The following is a 21,187-nucleotide window of genomic DNA, read 5'->3' as shown; positions in this document are numbered from 1 at the left end:
TCTTCCTTAAACTTCATTGAAAATCATCGAAATGAACAAAGGTTTCTTTTTTATGTAGCTAAACAGCAAAAAAGGGAAGCAAAGATGCCTCCCTTTCAGATTTCATTAAACTTTATTTTTTGACTTGGTTCATTACTTCGTCTGCAAAGTTTTCTTCACGTTTTTCAATTCCTTCGCCGACTTCATAACGAACAAATCTCTTAACAGAAGCGCCATTGGCTTTTAGATAATCGCTAACTTTTTGATCTGGATCTTTTACAAATGGTTGGTCAACTAAGCTGATTTCACCTAACCATTTGTTTAAACGACCGATAACCATTTTTTCAACGATTTTCTCTGGTTTGCCTTCGTTTAATGATTGTTCAGTTAAAATTTTCTTTTCATGTTCAAATTTTTCTGAAGGTACTTCATCACGGCTGACATACAATGGATTGATTGCAGCAACGTGCATCGCGATATCACGAGCTACTTCTTCATTGTCTGTTCCTTCTAATTGGACTAATACAGCGATACGTCCACCCATATGGATGTAAGTGCCAAATACATCGTTATCTGTTTTTTCAAAGCGTTCGAAACGACGTAGGCTGATTTTTTCTCCAATCGTTGTTGTTGCTGAAATGATTTCAGATTCGATCGTACCTTCGCCCAGGCCTAATTTTTGAGCTTCTTCTAAAGAAGATACATCATTTTCAGCAATTGTTTTTGTAATATCTTTTACTAAGTTTTGGAATTGGGCATTTTTAGAAACAAAGTCTGTTTCAGAGTTGATTTCTGAGATAGCAGCAACGTTTCCTTCAGTTACAACACCTGCTAAACCTTCAGCCGCTACACGGTCAGCTTTTTTAGCAGCTTTTGCCATTCCTTTTTCTCTTAAATGATCAACGGCAGCTTCCATGTCGCCATCTGTAGCAACCAATGCTTTTTTAGCATCCATCATGCCGACGCCTGTCATATCACGTAATTCTTTTACTAATGCAGCTGTTACTTTTGCCATCTTAATACTTCCTCCTAATTTCATGATTGTTTCGTTAAAAATTTATCTTTTAAAAAAAGCTGTCTCAAATATGAAATGATGCCGCTTTGTAAAAAAGTCGCTTCTCACTTCTCCGTTTACTCGAGACAGCCTTTGATCAATTTTCAATTTTATAGGACAAACTGATCTTTTATTAAAATCAGCTGCTCACTTTTTACTCGTTGTCGCCTTCGACTACTTCAACGATATCTTCCATTGAGTCTGAAGCTGTTTCTGCATTTTGTTCAAAAGACTCTTCAGAAACTTCTTCATCTTCGCCTTGGTTACCTTCGATGATTGCATCAGCCATTTTTGAAGTGATCAATTTAACAGCACGGATAGCATCATCATTTGATGGAATGATTACATCGATTTCATCTGGGTCACAGTTTGTATCAACCATTGCAACGATTGGAATGTTCAATTTGTGAGCTTCTTGGATTGCAATACGCTCTTTACGAGGGTCTACAACAAACATCACATCAGGGATTCTTGGCATATCTTTGATACCGCCCAAGAATTTTTCTAAGCGGTCACGTTCTTTGATCAATAGACCTACTTCTTTTTTAGGTAGAACATCAAATGTTCCATCTTCTTCCATTTTTTCAATATCTTTCAAGCGTTTGATACGTTTTTGAATAGTATCCCAGTTTGTCAATGTTCCACCTAACCAACGATGGTTAACATAGTATTGACCTGAACGGATTGCTTCTTCTTTGATTGTTTCTTGTGCTTGTTTCTTCGTTCCTACGAATAAAACAACGCCACCGTCTTCAGCAACTTCTCTCATGTAGTTGTAAGCTGCATCTGCTAACTTAACGGTTTTTTGTAAATCAATGATGTAGATACCGTTTCTTTCTTGAAAAATATAACGTTTCATTTTTGGATTCCAGCGACGAGTCTGGTGACCAAAATGAACTCCTGCTTCTAGCAATTGTTTCATTGAAATGACTGCCATAATTTGTTTCCTCCATTTGGTTTGTATTTTATCCCTCCCCCAAATTCATCTGCAAGGAGACTTAAGCACTTGCCTAAGCACCAACCTTTACATCCTTTGAGGTGTGAAATATTCGGTGTTTTAGCACCGTTTAATATTATACTTGTTGTTCAGTTAAAAAGCAAGAGTTTTTTGAAACCAACTCTTGCTTGTTGTTTTTGTTGACTCTATCGGCCTAGCTCCGCATCCTTTTAGTTGAGCTGCGCGAGGCAGAGTCTCGGGTAAAATTCAAAAGTCGCTCACATGCGCGGGATGCTCTGTGTCGCGCTTTTTCATTTTCCTGTCGACTCTATCGGCCTAGCTCCGCATCCTTTGTTTGTTATGGTTTGAGGTAAGCATAGTCTTCAGCTTGTTTTTCAACGAGTTCTACGACGCCCGAGGGTACAGTGTTGATAAAGTCCTCTAGTTGTTCTTCTGATAAGTCGTATGATTTCATTGCTGTTGAACAAGCAACAAACTGAACGCCTTGTTCAGCTAATGGCCGCATATCTTCTAATGATGTATCATCTAAAAATCCTTTAACAGCTTCTGCATTTGCTACAACTTCTACTTTCAGTTGTTCCATGCCTTTTACTAAATTACGCACATTTCCTAAAGCTAATGACCAGTTAGCCAGTTGATCAACATGAACCACTACTTTATTCATTTTATCACTGCCTTTGTTTTTATTTTTATTCGGTCACTCCACCGATACTTAAAATTTCTCGGATATCTTCTTCTGTCAGTTGCTTTTGCAGCTTCGTATCGGCATGTTCTTCTGTAATGATCTGATCGAATAAAGATTTTTTTTCTTTTTGAAGTGCATTGATTTTTTCTTCTATCGTACCTTCTGCTATCATCCGCCAAACTTCAACGACGTTTTTCTGTCCGATACGATGTGCACGTCCCGCTGCTTGTTCTTCAACAGCTGGATTCCACCATAGATCATACAGGATAACAGTATCCGCACCTGTAAGGTTTAACCCTGTTCCGCCAGCTTTTAAAGAAATAAGGAAAATAGATTTTTCTCCTTGATTAAACTGATTGACCATTTCAATTCGCTCCACTGGCTTTGTTTTTCCGCTTAAATAGAAGCTTTCAATCTCTTGAGCGGCCAATTCTTTTTGAATGATATCGAGCATGGAGGTGAATTGAGAAAAAATCAGCATCCTTTTACCATTTTCCAGCCCGTTTGCTACCATTTCTTTCAACTGCTCAAGTTTTCCTGATTCGCCTTCATAGTCATCCATAAATAAACGCGGGTCGCAACAAATCTGCCGTAAACGTGTCAGTCCTGACAAAATTTCAATGCGATGACGTTTAAATTCATCGCCGCTCATATTAAGAACACTTTCTTGGATCTGCTGCAGATAAGCAAGATAAATTGTCTTTTGCTCTTTTGACAATGAACTGTACAAATTGGTCTCGATTTTTTTTGGCAATTCTTTGAGTACATCTTTTTTCACTCGTCTCAATACGAATGGCTGGATCATTTTTGCGATCCTTTCATTTGGTAGAGAGCGAAACTTTTTGATACTAGGAAAAAATCCCGGCATGATCAATTGAAAGATCGACCATAACTCATCAATTTTATTTTCAATTGGTGTTCCGCTTAAAGCAAATTTTTGAGGTACAGGAAGATCTCGTAATGCCTTTGATGTTTTCGTATGATAATTCTTGACCATTTGTGATTCGTCCAATATGAGTGTGCTAAATTGTTGCGTCTTATAGACCTCAGCATCTTGTCTAAAACTTTGATACGAAGTAATTAATACCGTATTCGGTTTGACCTCTTGGATTTTTGTTTTTCTTTCTTCAATGCTGCCAGATACAACTTGGCATTCAATAGAAGGTGCAAATTTTTTCATCTCGTGGAACCAATTATAAGTCAAGGATGCGGGCGCGATAATAAGGAAAGGTGCTTTTTCATTTTTTTCAACTTCGGACAAGATATAGGTGATCATTTGGATCGTTTTTCCTAATCCCATATCATCAGCTAAAATACCGCCGAAGCCATATGTTGAAAGCATACTCAGCCACTTGAAGCCAGTCATTTGATAAGGTCTTAACGTGCCTTGAAGTTGTTTTGGTACATCCACTGCAAATGTTTCAGGATCATTCAAGTAAAAAACCATATCCTGAAAGCTCTTCGACAGATCTCGCTTGCTCCCTTTTTCTTTATCTAAAACAGATTCTAATTCTAATCCACGATAACTTGGCACCTGTACACTGCCATTTTGAAAATCTTTCGAAGCGCGCAATTCTCTTAATACTGTGCTGATTTCATGAAAGTCATCTGTTTCTAAAGAAAGGATTTTACCGTTGTTTAATGTATGGAATTTTTTTCTAGCCATTAAACTGCTGAGTACGGCATCAACCTCATTGTCGGTAATACCTTTGATATCAAAATGAACATCAAGGAAACTTCCGCTTTCAGCTACATCAACTTTTGTAACTGTATCTAATTCATTTAAAAACAATTGGTCTAAAACATCATCTACATAAACCTCAGCCTCTTCTTCAAGCAGAGAGATTTCTTTAGTAAAGAAGGTATAAAAGCCTTCATCACGTACCACTCTTTTTGTATAACTGGTTTCTTCTCTTTCATATCCCAGCTGTTTCAATAAGTTCAGCAAGTGGATCTCTTTTTGACTTTCACGAATGACCTGAATATTTTCATCCGGAAGCTGAGTTTCCTTAGGATCTGTTGACAAAACCATATGACGATAGTTGAATTCGACTACCGCCTCTAATTTCTCGTGACGATAAGAAAAATAAATACAACTTTTTAATGGTTCCTGAACAAAAGATTGCTTCATTTGTTCAGACATTCTTACTTCTCCTAATGTTGAAACAAGCGGTAAAACATAAGCCGTAAAATCTGGCATTTCTTCTGGATGGATCAGGATTTGATCTCCTTTATACTTTGCTAAAAAAGTGCGCAGAGGCTTTATCGTTTCTAGTTGTTTCCATGAAGGAATATAAAAAAGGTTGTCCTTTATAAACCAATGATAATGCTTTAAGTCTGCTTCTTTGAGATCTTGGATAGAGAAAACAACAGCGTTATCCTGATAATCCATTTCAAAAAGCATCGGAACTTCATCTTGAATAAAGCGAACATGTGGATACTTTCCTGTTTCAGATTGAAAAATCATGTGTTCCGTTTTTTGTATACAATTAATGAGATTTTCCGCATGAGAAGGACTCAACACTAAAAAACGCTTATTATTAAAAATTGATTTTGGTTCGTTATATTGACCTCGAATAAACTGATTAGATGCTGCTTCTTGATACATGAACACTAAACTTTGGTGATCTTCTTCTGTAATAGAAACCGTCTTAAAGTCGATTTCTTCATGCGCATTGAGTTCGAACGTTTCATGTCTGATAAAAGATTCAAGAAAAGCCATTAAATCTTTGACGACATATAATTTATCCGTTCCAGCTCGTAAACTAATCACCAGCACTTCATTAGGATTTCGTAATAAAGCAGCATTATCTGGTTTATGTTCCAATTTATATTCAATTTGAAGGTTTGTTTGCTGTTGGCTTGGCGCTGTATCATTTATTAATTGCTCATTAAAAAAGACTCTTGAGAATGTCTTAGTCAGTTCTTTTCCAGGATCCGGCATTTCGATTTCAACTTCTTCGGCATTATCAGGCGTCATTACTCGGCTGATGCCTCGATCTCTTAAAGCTAATTCAACTGCAACTGTATGTTTACAATGTCCATGGTTTTTCCAGTAGTCACAGCTGCAAAAATCTTCTTCTTTCGTCGTGCCATCTAATTCCACTTGATACACATCATCTTCTAAAACTTCTGCTGTCCAAATCCTCTTTTCCAAAATAGAATGAATGGACAAGACCCGCTTATCGTCTACTAATTTTCGGCCTTGCTCAATGATTCGTTCCGGTATACTCCACTTCATACCCCAACCTACTTTCCTGAACTTCTCATTTTGCTGTTTCGCAAACTTAAAAATGTCTATCCTTTCATTTTACGATATTTCTTGATAAAAGCAAATCTGCCTTTTTTGCTTATCGTTCGTTTAGGCATGTTGAACAGAAAGAGAACTTTTTCCAGTTCCCTTAGAATGCACCACTATTTTATCGGGAATTTGTTCTTTTAATTCTTTAACGTGACTAATAATCCCCACTAGTCTTCCATTCCCGTCGATCTGCATGAGCGCCTCTATCGCTTGTTCCAGTGCATCTTCATCTAGAGAACCAAATCCTTCGTCAATGAAAACTGCTTCGATTTGATTTCCGCCAGCATACTGTTGCACGACTTCAGATAAAGAAAGAGCCAAAGACAGAGCAGCGATAAAGCTTTCTCCTCCTGAAAGAGTTCCGACATTTCTAATTCCTCCTGCATGATCATCATAAATATTGATCTCTAGGCCGGTACTTTTCTTATAAGTGCCTTCTTCGCGTCTTAAATCAAATAAGTAACGGTGATGAGACAATTGTTGAAGACGTTCATTGGCAATTGTGAGTACTTCTTCTAAGAAATAAGATAATACATAACGTTCAAATCCTAATTTGCTCTGTTCGCTGTCACCATTTGCAACAGAAGACAATGCATTGAGCTCTAAGAAAGTATCCATCTCTTTCTGATGCTGATCCAATAGCTGTTCAGCTTCCTTAATAATATGGCTGTTTTGATCAATATCGTTTTGAAGACGCACTTTTTTTTCGACCAGTTCGAATCGCTTTGCATCCAGTTTAACAACTTTGTCTTGTACTTCTGCAGTTTTTGGCTGTTCGGTCCCTTTTAGTTTGATTTCAATATTTAAAAGCTGCTGCTCCACACTAAAATAGTTTTGTTCATATTGCTGTATTTCCGTTTCTAGCGTTCCAAGCTGGTCCGCTTTTTCTATATAAACAAAGAAAGACGACAGATTTTCAAAACTAGAAGATTGAATAACCAAATCAAATCGAGCTTGCAACTCATTCAATTGTTGTTTTATTTGTTCGAGTGAATCTTGTGTATAGCTTTCCTCTCCCAACAACTTCTCAACATGTTTTTCTTTAAGGCTATGCTGCTGCTCACACACAGCATACGCTTCTTGCCATCTTTGGACTTCTTCTGTCAAATTTGCTAGTTTTTCTTGATAGACCGCTATATCTAAGTAAACAGCAGGAATCAATTTTTCTAATTGCACACTTTCACCTTTTAGCTCACTCAATGCATCTTTTTCTTTTTGCATTTGAGTCTTTAGACTTTCAATCTGATTCGACCATTCTTGCATGTTTTTTTGATGTTGCAAGAGTTGCTTTTCATTTGCTTCTTTTTCTTTCTGTTTTTCTTCAAAAGCAGCGATTTGCTGACTATTTTTTTGCTCTTCTTTCTTCAGTTCTTTGTATTGAAAAGCAAGATCTCCATCTTGTTGAATGAAAGACGTAGCAGCCTTTTTATGTTGAAAAGTTTCTTTTAAGGATAGATACTGCTCATTTCGTTCGTTTCTTTTGGCCTTTATCTGCTCCAAACGTCCAAATTGCTTAGATTGTGATTGTTCAGCTTCTTCTAACCTTTTTTCTACTTCAATTGCTGACTGTTTCTCTGTTTCATCTTGTTGTTGATGTTGATAGGGATGATCTGTAGCACCGCATACTGGACAAGGTTCTCCATCAATCAGGTCTTCTGATAACCGTTGAATTTGCACTCTGGCCCAATCGCTTTTTGCTTTTTGATGTTGTTGACTGATCTCCTCTAGAATAAGCTTTTCAGTTGTTGTTTTATTATCCAGATCTTTGCACTCTTGCTCGGCTTTTTTGATCTGTTCCTCTAACGTCATCAATTCTTCTAATTGGTGTAAGTGCAAAGCATGAACAGAAGACTGTTCCTTCAAATAATGATAATTTTTTTCTTCATTTTCATATGCAGTCAAATACGCTTCAATTTTTTTGATTTCTTTTTGCTTTTCAAGTTGTTTATCCGAATATTCTTGAAGCTCTTTTTCTTTTGTGTGAAAGTAGCTTTTCTTTTTTTCAGTATCATTTAACAAGGCTTGATAATCCTCTATGTTTCCTTTTAAATGCTCTAATTTGATTTTTTCTGCTTTCCTCTGTTCTTGCTCCGGTATCGCTTCTTTCATTTTTTGCAATGCTGCTAATGCTTCCTGCTCTTCTACGGCTCTCAATTCTCTATTTTTTTGAATGCTGATGACTTTTTTGCTGAGTACTTCTTTTTCTTGTTCTTTTTGTTGTACCTGTTCATACAATGGTCTATTATTTATCGCTTCTTTGATCCACTGCACCGTTCTTTTTTTCTCTGCAATAGTCTCTTTTTGCTGCGCCAGCATTTTTCGCTGTTCATTTAGGTCTTGTTTTTGCTCATGCAACTGATCCAGTGCTTTCTCACTTTCCAACTGTTGTTCAGCTTCTTTGATCTGCGCTTCAAGAATGGTTAATTCTTTTTTAGCTTCACTGCTCTTTTCTTTTAATTGTTTTTGCTGTTTACCCAATTGTTGAAAAGCAAGTATATTCTTAGTATGACCACTTTCTTCTATTTCCAATGCTTCGACCCATCTTGCACGACTCATGAGCGTTTCCAGCATTTTTTCCTTTTCTTGAATTTGAGAAAAAGCTTTTTTGTTTTTTTCTTTTAATCGTTCACTGAACACTTGATAAAGATCAGTGTTAAATAAACGTCGCAAAATGTTTTCTTTGTCTACACTGCTTGCATTCAAAAAATCTCTGAATTCTCCTTGAGGAATCATCACAATTTGTCTGAATTGATCATGATTTAATTGAATCAACTCTTCGATACAAGAATCAACTTCAGTTATTTTGGAATAATGTTCCAGTTCATTGCCTAATTCATCCATAATACGAATAGAAGCTCTAGCGGGAACGTTTCTTACTCCTTCTCCCTTCACTTTAGGAAGTACTTGTGCAGGACTGCGGACGATTTCGTATTTTTTCTGATGCGCCATAAAAGTAAACGTGACACTCGTTTGAATGGAACCGTCCGCAAAAGTTGAACGCATTTCTCTAGGTTCACGATTTGAACCATTGCTTTTGCCAAATAAAGCAAAACTGATCGCATCAAATAGCGTTGTTTTTCCTGCTCCTGTTTTTCCTGCGATCAAGAAAATGTGGTTGTCATAAAATGAAGAAAAATCAACCGTTGCATCCATATAGGGACCAAAGGCTGTTAAAGCTAATGATAAGGGACGCATGTTACTCTTCCTCCTTTTGAATGGATTCCATCGTTTCCGTTACGATTTCTTCTTGTTTTTGCGACAACGTCTTGCCAGTCACGCCTTCATAAAAGACTGCAAACAACTTATCTGGCGCTAACAACTGTTGATCCTTATGTTTAAGTTGCTGAATATGATTCATTAATCCTGCACGATTGAGTCGTTCCATTCCAATGATATTTGGGTATACTTCTCTGAGTCGATCCATTGCGTTCGGGATCATTCTCGTATCTGTCAAGCGAGCAAAAATATATTGATCTTTTTTGATCGTCTGATAATATTGAGGGTCAAGCAGTGTCGAGAAGTCATTTTCGAGGACAAGCAGATCTTTTGAAGGGTGCACAGAAACAAATTGATTTTGTACAGCTCCATCTTTTGCAATGTCGATCAAACGAAATCCTTTATCTTGCTTTGCCTCAGAAGTTGAGTATTTTAAAAGACTTCCTGAATACTGAATTAAGAGATGCTTTGAAGCATTAGGATGATGCAGATGTCCTAATGCAACATAATGAAAGTCCTTAAAATGGTGGGAAGAAACATTATCTAATCCCCCTACTGTCACCTCTGTTTCAGAGTCTGTTCTCTGACTGCCGGCAACGAAAAAATGTGAAACCAGTACTTGCTTAAAAGAAGGGTCAAAGTTTTTTTTCATTTCTTCAATCGTTCTTTGGACAGCTTCATCATGCGTTTTAAGGGTTTCGTCTTCAAAGAAAATTCGTGCATCGACCGGCTCAAAATAAGGAAGCAGGAAAAACTGAACATCCTTTAACTTGATGCCTTCGAAAAGAGCTTTATTTAACGTGGTTTGCAAGTGAAAATTCATTTCTTGATACCATGGGGTTCCAGTCTCCAGTCTTGTAGCAGAGTCGTGGTTACCAGAAATACTTAAAATAGGAAATTTGTGCTGAATATTTAATTGATAGAACATTTCATTCAATAAACGCACCGCTTCAGCTGGCGGAACGGATCGATCATATAAATCACCAGCAATGACGATCGCGTCAACCTTTTCCTTTTGAGCAACCGTCAACAACTGTTCAAAAACTTCTTTTTGTTCATTCAGTAAAGAAAATCCATGTAATTTTTTTCCAATATGCCAATCAGCAGTATGTAAAAATTTCATCTTACCATCTCACCTTCACTAACCTCTTCATCCTTTCAATTATAACAAATCTTCCTAACAAAACGAAGATGTCTGTCCTTTGCGTCAAAAAATGGTTGCGAAATAGCACAGAATCACTCATACTAGAGCTTGTAACATTGAGCAGTATGAACAAAAAGCAAAGAAAGGTTGAGTAGGCTTGTTTTATCGCATTGTATTAGCCATTGTACGCTTTTTACTTTTTTTATTAAATGGGAATCATCACTATCAAAATAGGGAAAAGTTGCCAAAAGATCAAAATTATATTATTGTAGCGCCTCACAGAACTTGGATCGATCCTGTTTACTTGGCTTTAGCAGCACAGCCAAGGCAATTTTCTTTTATGGCAAAAAAAGAACTCTTCGAAAATCCTTTTCTCAGTTGGCTGATTCGACACTTGAATGCCTTTCCTGTTGATCGGGAAAACCCAGGACCGAGTGCAATAAAAAAACCAGTAAAAATTTTAAAAGACGGGAAATTAAGTTTGATCATTTTTCCTACTGGAACAAGACATTCTTCAGAATTAAAAGGCGGTGCAGCAACGATCGCTAAATTAAGCGGCGTTCCCATTATTCCAGCTGTTTACCAAGGCCCTCTCACTGTTAAAGACTTGTTAAAGCGTAAACGTGTATCGGTTCGTTTTGGTGATCCTTTATATGTAGAACGCAAAACAAAATTAAATAAAGAAAATCTAACAAAGATCGATCATCAGATTCAATCAGCTTTCGACCAGCTTGATCAAGAAATCGATCCTAACTTTCATTATGATTACAAATAAAGAAAAGAACTCAAAGAAAAACAGTTTCTATTGCTAACTGCATAGAAACTGTTTTTCTTTGACTCAGGATCTCTTCTTTAGATCTTTCTTTCAACAAAAGAAAATACCTGATTCAGCGTTTATACAAAAAGACGAACAGAAACATCTTCTGCTCGCCTTTTGAAAAAAATCTTTAAAAACTGTTTTTCTAGAAAAAACAATTATTTCTTTTTGGTTTGTTTTTCAGACTGAACTTTCATAGAAGTCATCATCTGTTTGATTTTCTTTTCAGATGGTTTTTGTCCCATTTGCATCATCATCATTCTTAACATGTCTTCATTGACTGGTGGATTTTTTTTGAAATAGTCCATCATATATTTTCTGGCAATAAAGAAACCGCCTGCTAAACCGGCTAATAATGCTAAAATAATTAAAAATACAGCTAAACCTGTGCTCATCATTCTATCTTCACTCCTTTCAAAACCTTACATAACAATATTGTACTAAAGTTTTTTACAAAAATAAACAGCAAGATCTTTTAGTTTCACATCATTGAAAAGGAAAGGCTGATCTTTTTTATGTTTCCAGTCTTCATTTAACCTCTATCATTTTCCCTTTCGATAAGACAACAAAAAAATTGACCCAAGCAAGAGAAGTATTCTCAATGCCTGGATCATTTAGATTCAATGGACTAAGCTAAAGTATTGTACGTTTCTACCACTTTTTCAGTTGTAAATCCATAGTTTTCAATGACTTCTGTTCCTGGAGCGCTGGCACCGAATTTGTCGATCCCGATCATAGCACCATCTAAACCGACATAGCGTTCCCAACCGAATGTGGCACCCATCTCAATCGAGACGCGTTTACGCACTGCTTTTGGCAATACGCTTTCTTGGTACGTCACATCTTGCTGTTCGAACAAATCAAAACTTGGCATAGAGACGACGGAAACGTCTTTGCCTTGTGCCCTGAGTTCTTTTTGTGCTTCGATCGCTAATTGAACTTCTGAACCAGTTGCGATCAAGATGCCTTCTGGTTGTTCGCCTTCTTGCGGAGAAAGAACATAAGCCCCTTTTTGCACTTCGCTTCTGGCTTTTTCTTTCGTCCCTGGTAATACAGGCAAGTCTTGACGGCTCAACACTAAGATCGTTGGATGATCTGCGGAATTCAACGCCAATTCCCAAGCCGCGGCTACTTCATTACCATCTGCTGGACGGATCACCGATAGATTCGGCATCCCACGCAAGCTGGATAAATGTTCGACTGGTTCATGCGTTGGACCGTCTTCTCCGACCGCAACGGAATCATGTGTAAAGACATACGTCACTGGCAAGTGAGAGATCGCAGCTAGCCGAATAGCTGCCCGCAAGTAATCCGTGAACACAAAGAACGTACCGACATACGTTTTCGAACCGCCGTGTAAAGCGATCCCGTTGGCCGCAGCTGTCATCGCGAATTCTCGTACGCCATACCAAATATTACGGCCTTCGTATTGACCAGGCTGAAAATCTTTGACGTCGTCGATCATCGTATTGTTAGAAGAAGACAAATCAGCTGAACCGCCCCACAAGTAAGGTACTTTTGCTGCGATCGCGTTCAACACTTGGCTGCTCGTCTTACGAGAAGCCGCTGCTTTATCTGCAACATCAAAAGTCGGTAAGGCACTGTCCCAATCAACCGGCAGTTTGCCAGCTAAAGCTGATTCGAATTGAACAGCTAATTCTGGGTATGCTTCCCGGTAAGCGGCCATTGCTTCTTTCCACTCAGCTTCTGCTTTTTCGCCAGCTTCCACCATCGTTTCGCGGAAACGTTCGGCTACTTCTTCTGGTACGAAGAAGGCTTCATTTTCCCAACCATAAGCTTTTTTCGCCGCAGTGATCCCTTCTTCGCCCAATGGAGCCCCATGGACTTTATGCGTTCCGGCATTCGGCGCACCAAAACCGATCACCGTTTTGACTTCGATCAAGGTCGGTTGTTCTGTGTTCGCTTTTGCTTTTTCGATCGCTTCATTGATCGTTTCGAGGTCGTTGCCGTCTTTGACTAAGATGTGTTCCCAGCCATAAGCTTCGAACCGTTTGCCGACATTTTCAGTAAAGGCTTTAGACGTCGGACCATCGAGAGAAATGTCGTTCGAATCATATAATAGGATCAGCTTGCCTAACTTCAAATGTCCAGCCAAGCTGGCTGCTTCAGCGGAGATCCCTTCCATCAAGTCTCCGTCGCCGCATAGCGCATAGGTGTAGTGGTCAACGATTTGATGACCTGGACGGTTGTAAGTAGCCGCCAAGTGAGCTTCTGCCATCGCCATGCCGACACTGTTGGCGATCCCTTGTCCTAGAGGTCCGGTGGTCGCTTCCACACCGTCTGTATAATGGACTTCAGGGTGTCCAGGTGTTTTGCTTTCCCATTGACGAAAATGTTTTAAATCTTCGATTGAAACGTCATAACCCGATAAATGCAGTAAACTGTATAATAACATCGAGCCGTGGCCAGCAGACAACACAAAACGGTCACGATCGAACCAATGAGAATGCTTTGGATTAGCTTTCAATTGCCTGCTCCATAAAGCATAAGCCATAGGGGCTGCGCCCATCGGTAAACCAGGATGTCCAGAATTGGCTTTTTGTACGCCCTCGATACTCAGCATACGAATCGTATCTACTGCAAGTTGATCTGTCTTGTCAAACAAATAAATCATCCTTTCATTTATCAGCGTATAAACTGCTTTCATTACCACTCTATCATATCATTTTTTTCACAAAAAGTATCCCTTATTTATTCATAACTTAGCGACCATGAAGTCCTTTTTCTTTTTGGATATTTTTCAATTTTTCTGGTGTTACATCATTACCTTCTTCATCTACAACTTTCATTCCCTCAATATGATTGCGCATTCCACCTCGAAAAGCGGCTAAATAAGCTTCTCTTAATTCTTTTTGTTCTTTTTGTTCGCTCATCGTCAATCCTTCAGCTTTTGATTTTTTAGCCAAAGCATTGATGCGTTCAATTTTATCTTTTGATAGCATGTATCTCACCCTTTCTTGATTGCACTCTTAATATACCAAAAATGAAAGAAAAAAAATAGATAAGCTATTCTCTTGCACATCTTTGAGCCATTTTTCTAAGTCTAAACTTCTAAAAAATGCGAACGTTTGTTTGAATTCATTTTATTTTTATGCTATTCTTTAGGTGTAGAAAGTATTTACTAAGCATTTGTTTTTAATGAGTTAAAAAACAATAATTTAAGAGGTGTCCTTTATGAAAAAGGTTCATGAATCAAGACAAATTCAAGTTTTGCAGTGTATTTATGACCGTGTCAAAGAAAATGGCTTCCCTCCAACTGTACGTGAGATCGGTGAAGCAGTTTCTCTTTCATCTACTTCCACTGTACATGGTCACTTATCAAGACTGGAGAAGAATGGTTTTATTCGTCGAGACCCAAGCAAGCCGAGAACAATTGAACTTACAACAGCAGGATTGCAAAAGTTAGGAATCGGCTTAGACAAAATTCCTTTATTAGGTACGGTAACAGCTGGAGAACCCATTTTGGCAGTTGAAGAAGCAACGGACTTTTTTCCACTTCCGCCAAATTTTGAGTATGAGAATGAAAGTCTTTTTATGCTGACGATTCGTGGGGAAAGTATGATCAATGCTGGCATTCTTGATGGCGATGAAGTGATCGTTCGAAAACAATCAAGTGCGAATAACGGGGATATCGTTATCGCCATGACTGCTGAAAATGAAGCAACCTGTAAACGATTCTATAAAGAAAAAAATTATTTTCGTCTGCAGCCTGAAAACGATGCTCTAGAACCTATTCTCCTAGATACAGTTTCCATTTTAGGAAAAGTTGTCGGTTTATATCGCAGTCATATTTTTTGATCTTTTCAGTTACATACAAAAAGGAACTGGTTATATTCAAAACCAGTTCCTTTTTGTATGTTTTTTTAGGTTCTTCCTATTTTAACGTTGGTAAAGAAATAGTTTTCTAACGAGCTTAGCATTAAAAAAATGATTTTTTACAGACCAACGTTAAATATTGTAGAACCTTTTTTATCTGTTTGCGATTCGATCCAACTTATCTCCTAACCAAACCACCATTTAAAACCTAAAGCATTAAATTTTCACTTTTAAAGCATGACTCAATTAATATTCAACTAAAGTTAAAATATCATAGCCTTCTATTTTATCTCTTCCATGCAAGTCTTTTAATTCTACAATAAAAGCTGTCCCCACTACTTCTCCACCTAACGATTCAATAAGTTTGATCGTAGAAGCAATGGTTCCGCCTGTTGCTAATAGGTCATCACAGACAAGTACTTTTTGCCCTTTTTTGATAGCATCTTTGTGCAACTGAAGAGTGTCACTACCATATTCTAACCCATAGTTTACTTCAACTGTTTCACGAGGAAGTTTTCCTTTTTTTCGTGCGGGAGCAAATCCGATCCCCATCTCATATGCCACTGGACAGCCAACGATAAAACCGCGTGCTTCTGGGCCAACGATCATTTCTGCCCCTTTTTCCTTAGCATAAGCAACGATTTCATTCGTCGCATGCTGATAGGCTTCGCCATCTGCCATCAAAGGTGAAATATCACGAAAAATGATCCCTTTCTCAGGAAAATCTGGCACATCAGCGATATAATCTTTTAAATTCATTTGGTTTTTTTCCTCCGTTCAATTTTCCATACCATTCATCTGATGATCTAACCAGCCTTCTACATCAGAGGAATGACTAAATAGCAGTGCTTCTTCTGTTTCGATCTGCAGCTGTCTTTTTTGATAAGTATGTGATGTTGTTAAATCTGTTTTTGGTGCATCCTTTCGATAGTTTAAGATGCCGTCTTCTATTTTAACAAATCCCACTTCAAAAAACACCGAAATAATAAAAATTAAACGCTTTTCTTTCACTTTTAATGTTTTTGCCAGTAACTTCAGCTGATTACGTACATCGATATTACGATGAGAAGCCAAGAATTTATAGACTGTTGCAAATTGTTCTCTGCTGGGTATTCCTTCTAAATAGGCATTTTTTTGCGAATGAAAAATATAGAGAATATTATTTGCATTGATTTTCTGCAATGTTTGTTGAAGAAGGTCCAACGTTGGCGGACAATCGACCAATACGAAACGTTCAAATTCATTTATTGGCAAGGTTTCGACATCACTATTTTTCTCAACAAGATACATATTGTTTTCTGAAGAAATTTTAAAAGCCAATTGTTGAGCAATAGTTGGATCAAAAAATAAATATCCAGTGTGCGATAGTTTCCAAATGTTGTCTGGAACGTGTCCTCCCCTGAAATCAAAATACTGCAACTCTTCAACTTTCAGATCTTCCAACCTTATTTGAACCTTTTTAACGCCTCTCCACTCGTTGATCGTCAATTGTCCTATAAGAGACAAGGTTGTATTTTGGTTGATCCATTCTCCATAATTTCCAAAACCAAAACCAATGGTGTCTAATGTCTTATCGCCATATTGCAGTGTCATCTTAAGATGCGTTCGGTCTGCACCTATTTGTCTTATTTCATTTACTGTTGCATCTTGTATTAGAAAGTTTGGAAAAGGATTATCCGTTCCAAATGGAGCCAGTTTTTTGATTTCTTCAACAGTTTGAATCGTACATTCTTCTGGTTTTAATAAAGCCGTTATTTCTACTTCTTCTTTCCTTTGATCTGCCATTCCATTGGAAGCAGCATATTCATTTAACTGTTGTCGCAAGAGATCAATATTTTCAGGTTGAATAGATAGCCCTGCCGCCATGTGATGTCCGCCAAAAGCTTCCATTAATGAACGGATCGAGTCTAAAGCTTGATAAAGATGAAGCGATGATACACTTCTTCCAGACCCTTTAGCTACTCCTTTTTCTTTATCGATGTTTAAAATGATTGCCGGCTTTCCAGTTTTTTCTACTACTTTACTAGCTACGATCCCTAAAACGCCCTCATGCCAATTTTCCTTAGCTAAAACATATACTGCTTGTTCTTCTGGTCCTTTTTCGATCATTTCCAAAACTTCAGCTGTTATTTCTTTCACATATTTTTTTCGGTCGTGATTTTTTTGTTCGATGAGATGAGCTGTTTGTTCTGCTTTCGCCTGATCAAAAGTGGTTAACAATTGAACAGCTGGGGAAGCGTCTCCCAGCCTACCTACAGCATTTAATCTAGGAGCAACTGCAAAACCAATAGACCCTTCATCTATTTCGTTCTTTTTGACTCCTGCTGATTTATATAAAGCATCCAAACCAACACGTTCCGTATTCCTTAACACTTCTAATCCGTGAATCACTAAAGCACGGTTTTCTTCTCTTAGTGATACGAGGTCAGCAATCGTACCAATTGCAACGAGATCCATACATTCGATTGGGGCTTCTCCCAACAAAGCTGTTGCTAGTTTAAAAGCAACCCCCACTCCCGCTAGGTCTCCAAAAGGATATTGTCCTTCAGGATGACGAGGATGTACAATAGCATAAGCTTCAGGTAAAACTTCGGGCATTTCGTGGTGATCTGTCACAATAACTTCTACACCCATTTTTGTCGCCTCTTGAATGGCGTCATGCCCAGAAACCCCGTTATCACAAGTCACGATTAAATTCGTTCCTTCTTCAATGATTTTTTTGAAGGCTTCAATATTTGGTCCATAACCGTCTGTAAAACGATTAGGAATGTAAAAATGGACGTCTGCACCCATCATTTCTAGTGTCTCCACTAAGACAGCTGTACTTGTTACACCGTATAGCGATAGGTAATCTTTTGAAATAATCTCCAGATTTTCCCCCGCTCCACACCGTGCAGGAGACTTTCATCTCACACGGCGTTCTATCGAATCTATTTGCTTTTAAATGAGCTATTTCTCGAATAAAATCAAGGTTCGACTCGAGCCTATCCCTCCACTGTTTATTATCACAGCTTCAACGGTACTGTGGCTCTACTTTCACTTGGATCAATTAGCTTATTGTACCCTACTGGTTTTTTCGTCTAAACTGCTTCATTTATCGGTAATGATATCTGCATTCCAAGCTTTCCACGTTCCAATCAAGTTATCTACTGCTATATATCCTTAGGCTTCTTCTATAGACCGTTGCACTTGATCGCTCCCATGAAACGATATGGCATTTCATAACGCGCAATTTTACTCCGCCACGTGCAAAAGGATCTTTTTTCATCGATCCCAACCATGCATTTCTGCATCTTTTACTTATCGACCTGTACATTCAAAGATTCGTCAGTTTCTACAAAGAAACATACTAGCCTTAGATAATTTATGAGACCCCCAGCCTATAGGAAGCGAGACCTAGATCTTTTTCGTATAAAGAAGTATTCTTTATTTACGGCTTCTCTCAGCTGACTTTACCGAGCTTTATACGTTTGAATTTTACCTTTCAATCGCATATCGGAGGATCAGGGAAGCTGTTTCAGGACGTTACGCCATCATTCCAGCTTTTACTTGATCAGTTCTCCCTATTTTTTTAAAAAGAGGTGCGCAAGCTTTTCACTTGCGAACGTGTCGCACCCGCGTCATAATCTCCGTAAACTGTCACTCTTTCTCCCATTTCGATTGCTTGGTGAATTCGTTCTACTGCATTCTGCATATCATGCATCAAAAAAGGATCATTTATTGTTTTTGTATCATCAGGACAAACAAATTGCTTAATTTTCTCTTCCGAATCTAGTCCTCTTTGCAGACAAAGAGAAATAAAAAGTGGAGAATACTGTAATTGCTGACTCAATTGAGTTATTTTTTCTTCGTCATATTGTTCCATGGCCGAATGCCATTCTTTATGAGATTTAATCAACTTTTTCACTCCCAACTCTGTTATTATAGCAAATTTTCTCTTCATGAGATAGTTCATGTCTCTCTTGCGAACCGAATGATTCTGTTTTTTTGGTTTGATCAAGATATCCCTTTATTCGCACAAAAAAGGTTCTTCCTCTTTTAATGTTTATAAAGAAATTCCCTCTGATCGATGGGCTACTGAAATTTCTATAAATAGGATTCTAACGGGTTTAGCATTAACAAAATGGATATTTTACTGACTAACGTTAAATATTGTAGAGCCACAAAAAAATGAGCCGAAAATCAATTCGACTCATAAGAAATGTAGGTTCTTCATCTTTTGACATTGATAAATAAATGTATTTCTATCCGTTTTTGCATAAAAAAGAAGCGACTTTTTACTAATCAGCGTTAATCATTGTACAATTGAAATGTATTAAACGCTTTTCTTTTCATCTTCGTCATCAAGAATGCTAACGCCAATCCCAATTAAGCCAGGACCGGTGTGAACACCCAAAGCAGGACTAATTGGTCCTTCATAGATATGTTGGATTTTTGGTAATCTATCTTGGATAGCTTCTCGTATTGATTTCATTGATTTTTCCGCTTCATTGCCTCCATAAGCTAACGCAATATCATATTTTTTTGCTTCGCCTGCAAATGCTACAGCAAGATCAATCGTTTTTTGTATACTCTTTTTATTTCCACGTACTTTAGCTACCGTATGATAGATCCCATCTTCATTACATGAAATAACAGGTTTCAGGTTCAACATGTTTCCGACTACAGAAGACACTAAACCAATTCTCCCACCTTTATGCAGGTATTCAAGCGTAGGAACATGGAAAAAAACCTTCGTCTTTTCGACACTTTTTTTCAATTTTTCTTGAATTTCTTCCCAGTTAAAACCTTTTTCAATGTAAGAAGCAGCACGAATAGCCAAAAAGCCACTTCCAATTCCGATATTTTTTGTATCTAGGACAAAGACATCTAAATCTTCTACCTCTTCTGACATTAAGCGTACCATATTATTGGTTCCGCTCAGCCCACTGGAGATCGTCACAGCGATGACTTTATCATAGCCTTCTTCCTTTATTTTCAACAGCATATTTTTTATAGTTTCACCATCAGGAAGAGAAGTCTTTGGGATTTCTTCATCTAACCGATCATAAACTCCTTGAGCAGATATATCGACTTTATCTATATATTCTTGATCTTTAAAAATAATTTTCAAGGGGATCACATGCATATTATATTTTTTGATTACTTCTTCTGGTACATCTGAACCTGAATCAACTAAAAAAGCAATTTTTTGTTTGTTCAACTTTCTCTCCTCCGTTAAATCCGATTTTCTTCTTTTCCATTTTCTTCTACAGGCATAACGGAAAGTATTTTTTCGGTCACGATTTTCGCTGCCACCGCTAAAGCGGCATTACGTACAATCCGATTATCTTTGTTTGTATCCTCTTGGATCAAAGGCCATTTTTTTTCTTCTGAGATGGTGCTGGCAATAGCTTTTAATGCATACTCTTGTTCTGTACAAAACAAATTGTAGGCTTCTCGCATACCATTGACATTTGCTTGCAAAAGAATGCCTTTTTTTATTTCAGGTATGGTTAAAACCTGTTTTAAAACAGTAATGGCAATCAAATAAGCAAGATGCTTTTTTGTATAGCGTTTTTTAATGGGCTTTGGGATCATCTTGAGTTTAACGTAATTATTGATCATAGAAGAAGTAAGAATATTCTTTTCTTCATTCGTTTGAAAAATATGTAGATATTTATCGATCAATGTTAAAACTTGATCCATATATAAGTCTATATCGGGTAGATCTTCCCATCGCGGAAAATGATATTGCATGATTTCTTCTGTCCAGCGTTCTAATGATTCACTTTTATGATTATTCATATATTGTCTACGCTTTCCTAAACTTTATTCTCATTCTAACATAAAGATGATAACCACTCAATATAGTTGTTAGAACTAGCAGCATTAAACTCTAGAAACCACAAACATTTGTTACACGAATAGAACCCTGTTTAATTTTGTTCCAGCTAACGTATGGTTAAAACGTGCTACGATTTGACAATGAGCGTAAGGAGCTTAAGATAGTCCAGCACCGCCATTACTCCTGGCAGGTGATTCAAGGTGCGCTCCTTACGGAGGCTCGTTGTCAAATCTTTTTCCTTTTATATAGTCCTTTATGCAGCCGAATCGCTATCTAATATTCTAAAATAATCCTCTACAACTTGGTTGGGCGGTTTAAAGTTATGCTTTTGTTTCGCTATATTGTTGTATCTTGAGTTATATCTGCGAT

The 21,187-nt window shown here is 37.7% G+C and carries 16 protein-coding genes; 2 read left to right on the top strand and 14 right to left on the bottom strand.

Annotated elements, in window-relative coordinates; all coding sequences use genetic code 11:
- Positions 1-112: 112 nt before the first annotated feature.
- From tsf to BM057_RS05345, 6 genes are all read right to left on the bottom strand, one after another.
- A complete protein-coding gene (gene tsf, locus BM057_RS05370; protein WP_047389965.1) occupies positions 113-994 on the bottom strand; it encodes a translation elongation factor Ts in 882 nt (293 codons plus the stop codon).
- 193 nt (positions 995-1,187) lie between these two features.
- Positions 1,188-1,970, bottom strand: a complete 783-nt coding sequence (gene rpsB / locus BM057_RS05365) for a 30S ribosomal protein S2 (RefSeq protein ID WP_047389966.1) — start codon at positions 1,968-1,970, stop codon at positions 1,188-1,190.
- Between the two features lie 358 nt (positions 1,971-2,328).
- Positions 2,329-2,655: a DsrE family protein gene (locus tag BM057_RS05360; RefSeq protein ID WP_047391669.1), complete on the bottom strand. Its 327-nt coding sequence runs from the start codon at positions 2,653-2,655 to the stop codon at positions 2,329-2,331.
- A 25-nt stretch (positions 2,656-2,680) separates the two neighbouring features.
- Positions 2,681-5,917 carry a DEAD/DEAH box helicase gene (locus BM057_RS05355; RefSeq protein ID WP_092092001.1) on the bottom strand — a complete coding sequence of 1,079 codons (3,237 nt, stop codon included), beginning with the start codon at positions 5,915-5,917 and terminating at the stop codon, positions 2,681-2,683.
- A 120-nt stretch (positions 5,918-6,037) separates the two neighbouring features.
- Complete coding sequence (locus BM057_RS05350) at positions 6,038-9,172, bottom strand: AAA family ATPase (RefSeq protein ID WP_092091999.1); 3,135 nt, start codon at positions 9,170-9,172, stop codon at positions 6,038-6,040.
- A 1-nt stretch (position 9,173) separates the two neighbouring features.
- Positions 9,174-10,316: an exonuclease SbcCD subunit D gene (locus BM057_RS05345; RefSeq protein WP_092091997.1), complete on the bottom strand. Its 1,143-nt coding sequence runs from the start codon at positions 10,314-10,316 to the stop codon at positions 9,174-9,176.
- Positions 10,317-10,494: 178 nt separating this feature from the next.
- Here BM057_RS05345 and BM057_RS05340 point away from each other — a divergent pair, with 178 nt between their 5' ends.
- Positions 10,495-11,112, top strand: a complete 618-nt coding sequence (locus BM057_RS05340; RefSeq protein WP_047391659.1) for a lysophospholipid acyltransferase family protein — start codon at positions 10,495-10,497, stop codon at positions 11,110-11,112.
- A 200-nt stretch (positions 11,113-11,312) separates the two neighbouring features.
- On the opposite strand, the gene BM057_RS05335 is transcribed toward BM057_RS05340, so the two are convergent.
- The 3 genes from BM057_RS05335 to BM057_RS05325 form a co-directional block, all read right to left on the bottom strand.
- Positions 11,313-11,552, bottom strand: coding sequence for a YneF family protein (locus BM057_RS05335; protein ID WP_218147450.1), 240 nt, complete (start codon positions 11,550-11,552; stop codon positions 11,313-11,315).
- Between the two features lie 230 nt (positions 11,553-11,782).
- Positions 11,783-13,780, bottom strand: a complete 1,998-nt coding sequence (gene tkt / locus BM057_RS05330; RefSeq protein WP_092092056.1) for a transketolase — start codon at positions 13,778-13,780, stop codon at positions 11,783-11,785.
- A 97-nt stretch (positions 13,781-13,877) separates the two neighbouring features.
- Positions 13,878-14,117, bottom strand: a complete 240-nt coding sequence (locus tag BM057_RS05325) for a DUF896 family protein (RefSeq protein ID WP_047391656.1) — start codon at positions 14,115-14,117, stop codon at positions 13,878-13,880.
- 232 nt (positions 14,118-14,349) lie between these two features.
- On the opposite strand from BM057_RS05325, the gene lexA reads away from it, so the two are divergent.
- Entirely contained in the window at positions 14,350-14,973 is a 624-nt protein-coding gene (lexA, locus tag BM057_RS05320; RefSeq protein WP_092091995.1) for a transcriptional repressor LexA, read from the top strand.
- A 264-nt stretch (positions 14,974-15,237) separates the two neighbouring features.
- Here the strand turns inward: lexA and BM057_RS05315 are convergent, their stop codons facing one another.
- The 5 genes from BM057_RS05315 to BM057_RS05295 all read right to left on the bottom strand — a co-directional run bounded on the left by BM057_RS05315 (position 15,238) and on the right by BM057_RS05295 (position 20,778).
- Positions 15,238-15,750 carry an adenine phosphoribosyltransferase gene (locus tag BM057_RS05315; protein WP_047391650.1) on the bottom strand — a complete coding sequence of 171 codons (513 nt, stop codon included), beginning with the start codon at positions 15,748-15,750 and terminating at the stop codon, positions 15,238-15,240.
- An 18-nt stretch (positions 15,751-15,768) separates the two neighbouring features.
- Positions 15,769-17,853: a single-stranded-DNA-specific exonuclease RecJ gene (recJ, locus tag BM057_RS05310; RefSeq protein ID WP_281246059.1), complete on the bottom strand. Its 2,085-nt coding sequence runs from the start codon at positions 17,851-17,853 to the stop codon at positions 15,769-15,771.
- A gap of 709 nt (positions 17,854-18,562) precedes the next feature.
- Entirely contained in the window at positions 18,563-18,889 is a 327-nt protein-coding gene (locus BM057_RS05305; protein ID WP_245741812.1) for a single-stranded DNA exonuclease RecJ, read from the bottom strand.
- A gap of 417 nt (positions 18,890-19,306) precedes the next feature.
- Positions 19,307-20,194 carry a DegV family protein gene (locus BM057_RS05300; protein ID WP_047391646.1) on the bottom strand — a complete coding sequence of 296 codons (888 nt, stop codon included), beginning with the start codon at positions 20,192-20,194 and terminating at the stop codon, positions 19,307-19,309.
- A 14-nt stretch (positions 20,195-20,208) separates the two neighbouring features.
- On the bottom strand, positions 20,209-20,778 hold the full coding sequence (locus BM057_RS05295) for a DUF1836 domain-containing protein (protein ID WP_047391643.1): 570 nt from the start codon (positions 20,776-20,778) through the stop codon (positions 20,209-20,211).
- Positions 20,779-21,187 lie beyond the last annotated feature (409 nt).

Source organism: Pisciglobus halotolerans (genome assembly GCF_900113675.1).
Classification (GTDB): domain Bacteria; phylum Bacillota; class Bacilli; order Lactobacillales; family Carnobacteriaceae; genus Pisciglobus; species Pisciglobus halotolerans.
Note: the sequence above shows the minus strand (reverse complement) of the source record. Positions and strands in the feature narration are given on the sequence as shown.

Excerpts from the sequence above, each read along its gene's own strand:
- BM057_RS05360 (WP_047391669.1), bottom strand. The coding sequence starts at position 2,655 with ATGAATAAAGTAGTGGTTCATGTTGATCAACTGGCTAACTGGTCATTA.
- lexA (WP_092091995.1), top strand. The coding sequence starts at position 14,350 with ATGAAAAAGGTTCATGAATCAAGACAAATTCAAGTTTTGCAGTGTATT.
- tsf (WP_047389965.1), bottom strand. The coding sequence starts at position 994 with ATGGCAAAAGTAACAGCTGCATTAGTAAAAGAATTACGTGATATGACA.
- BM057_RS05355 (WP_092092001.1), bottom strand. The coding sequence starts at position 5,917 with ATGAAGTGGAGTATACCGGAACGAATCATTGAGCAAGGCCGAAAATTA.
- BM057_RS05325 (WP_047391656.1), bottom strand. The coding sequence starts at position 14,117 with ATGCTATCAAAAGATAAAATTGAACGCATCAATGCTTTGGCTAAAAAA.
- BM057_RS05315 (WP_047391650.1), bottom strand. The coding sequence starts at position 15,750 with ATGAATTTAAAAGATTATATCGCTGATGTGCCAGATTTTCCTGAGAAA.
- BM057_RS05345 (WP_092091997.1), bottom strand. The coding sequence starts at position 10,316 with ATGAAATTTTTACATACTGCTGATTGGCATATTGGAAAAAAATTACAT.
- BM057_RS05295 (WP_047391643.1), bottom strand. The coding sequence starts at position 20,778 with ATGAATAATCATAAAAGTGAATCATTAGAACGCTGGACAGAAGAAATC.
- rpsB (WP_047389966.1), bottom strand. The coding sequence starts at position 1,970 with ATGGCAGTCATTTCAATGAAACAATTGCTAGAAGCAGGAGTTCATTTT.
- BM057_RS05350 (WP_092091999.1), bottom strand. The coding sequence starts at position 9,172 with ATGCGTCCCTTATCATTAGCTTTAACAGCCTTTGGTCCCTATATGGAT.
- BM057_RS05335 (WP_218147450.1), bottom strand. The coding sequence starts at position 11,552 with ATGATGAGCACAGGTTTAGCTGTATTTTTAATTATTTTAGCATTATTA.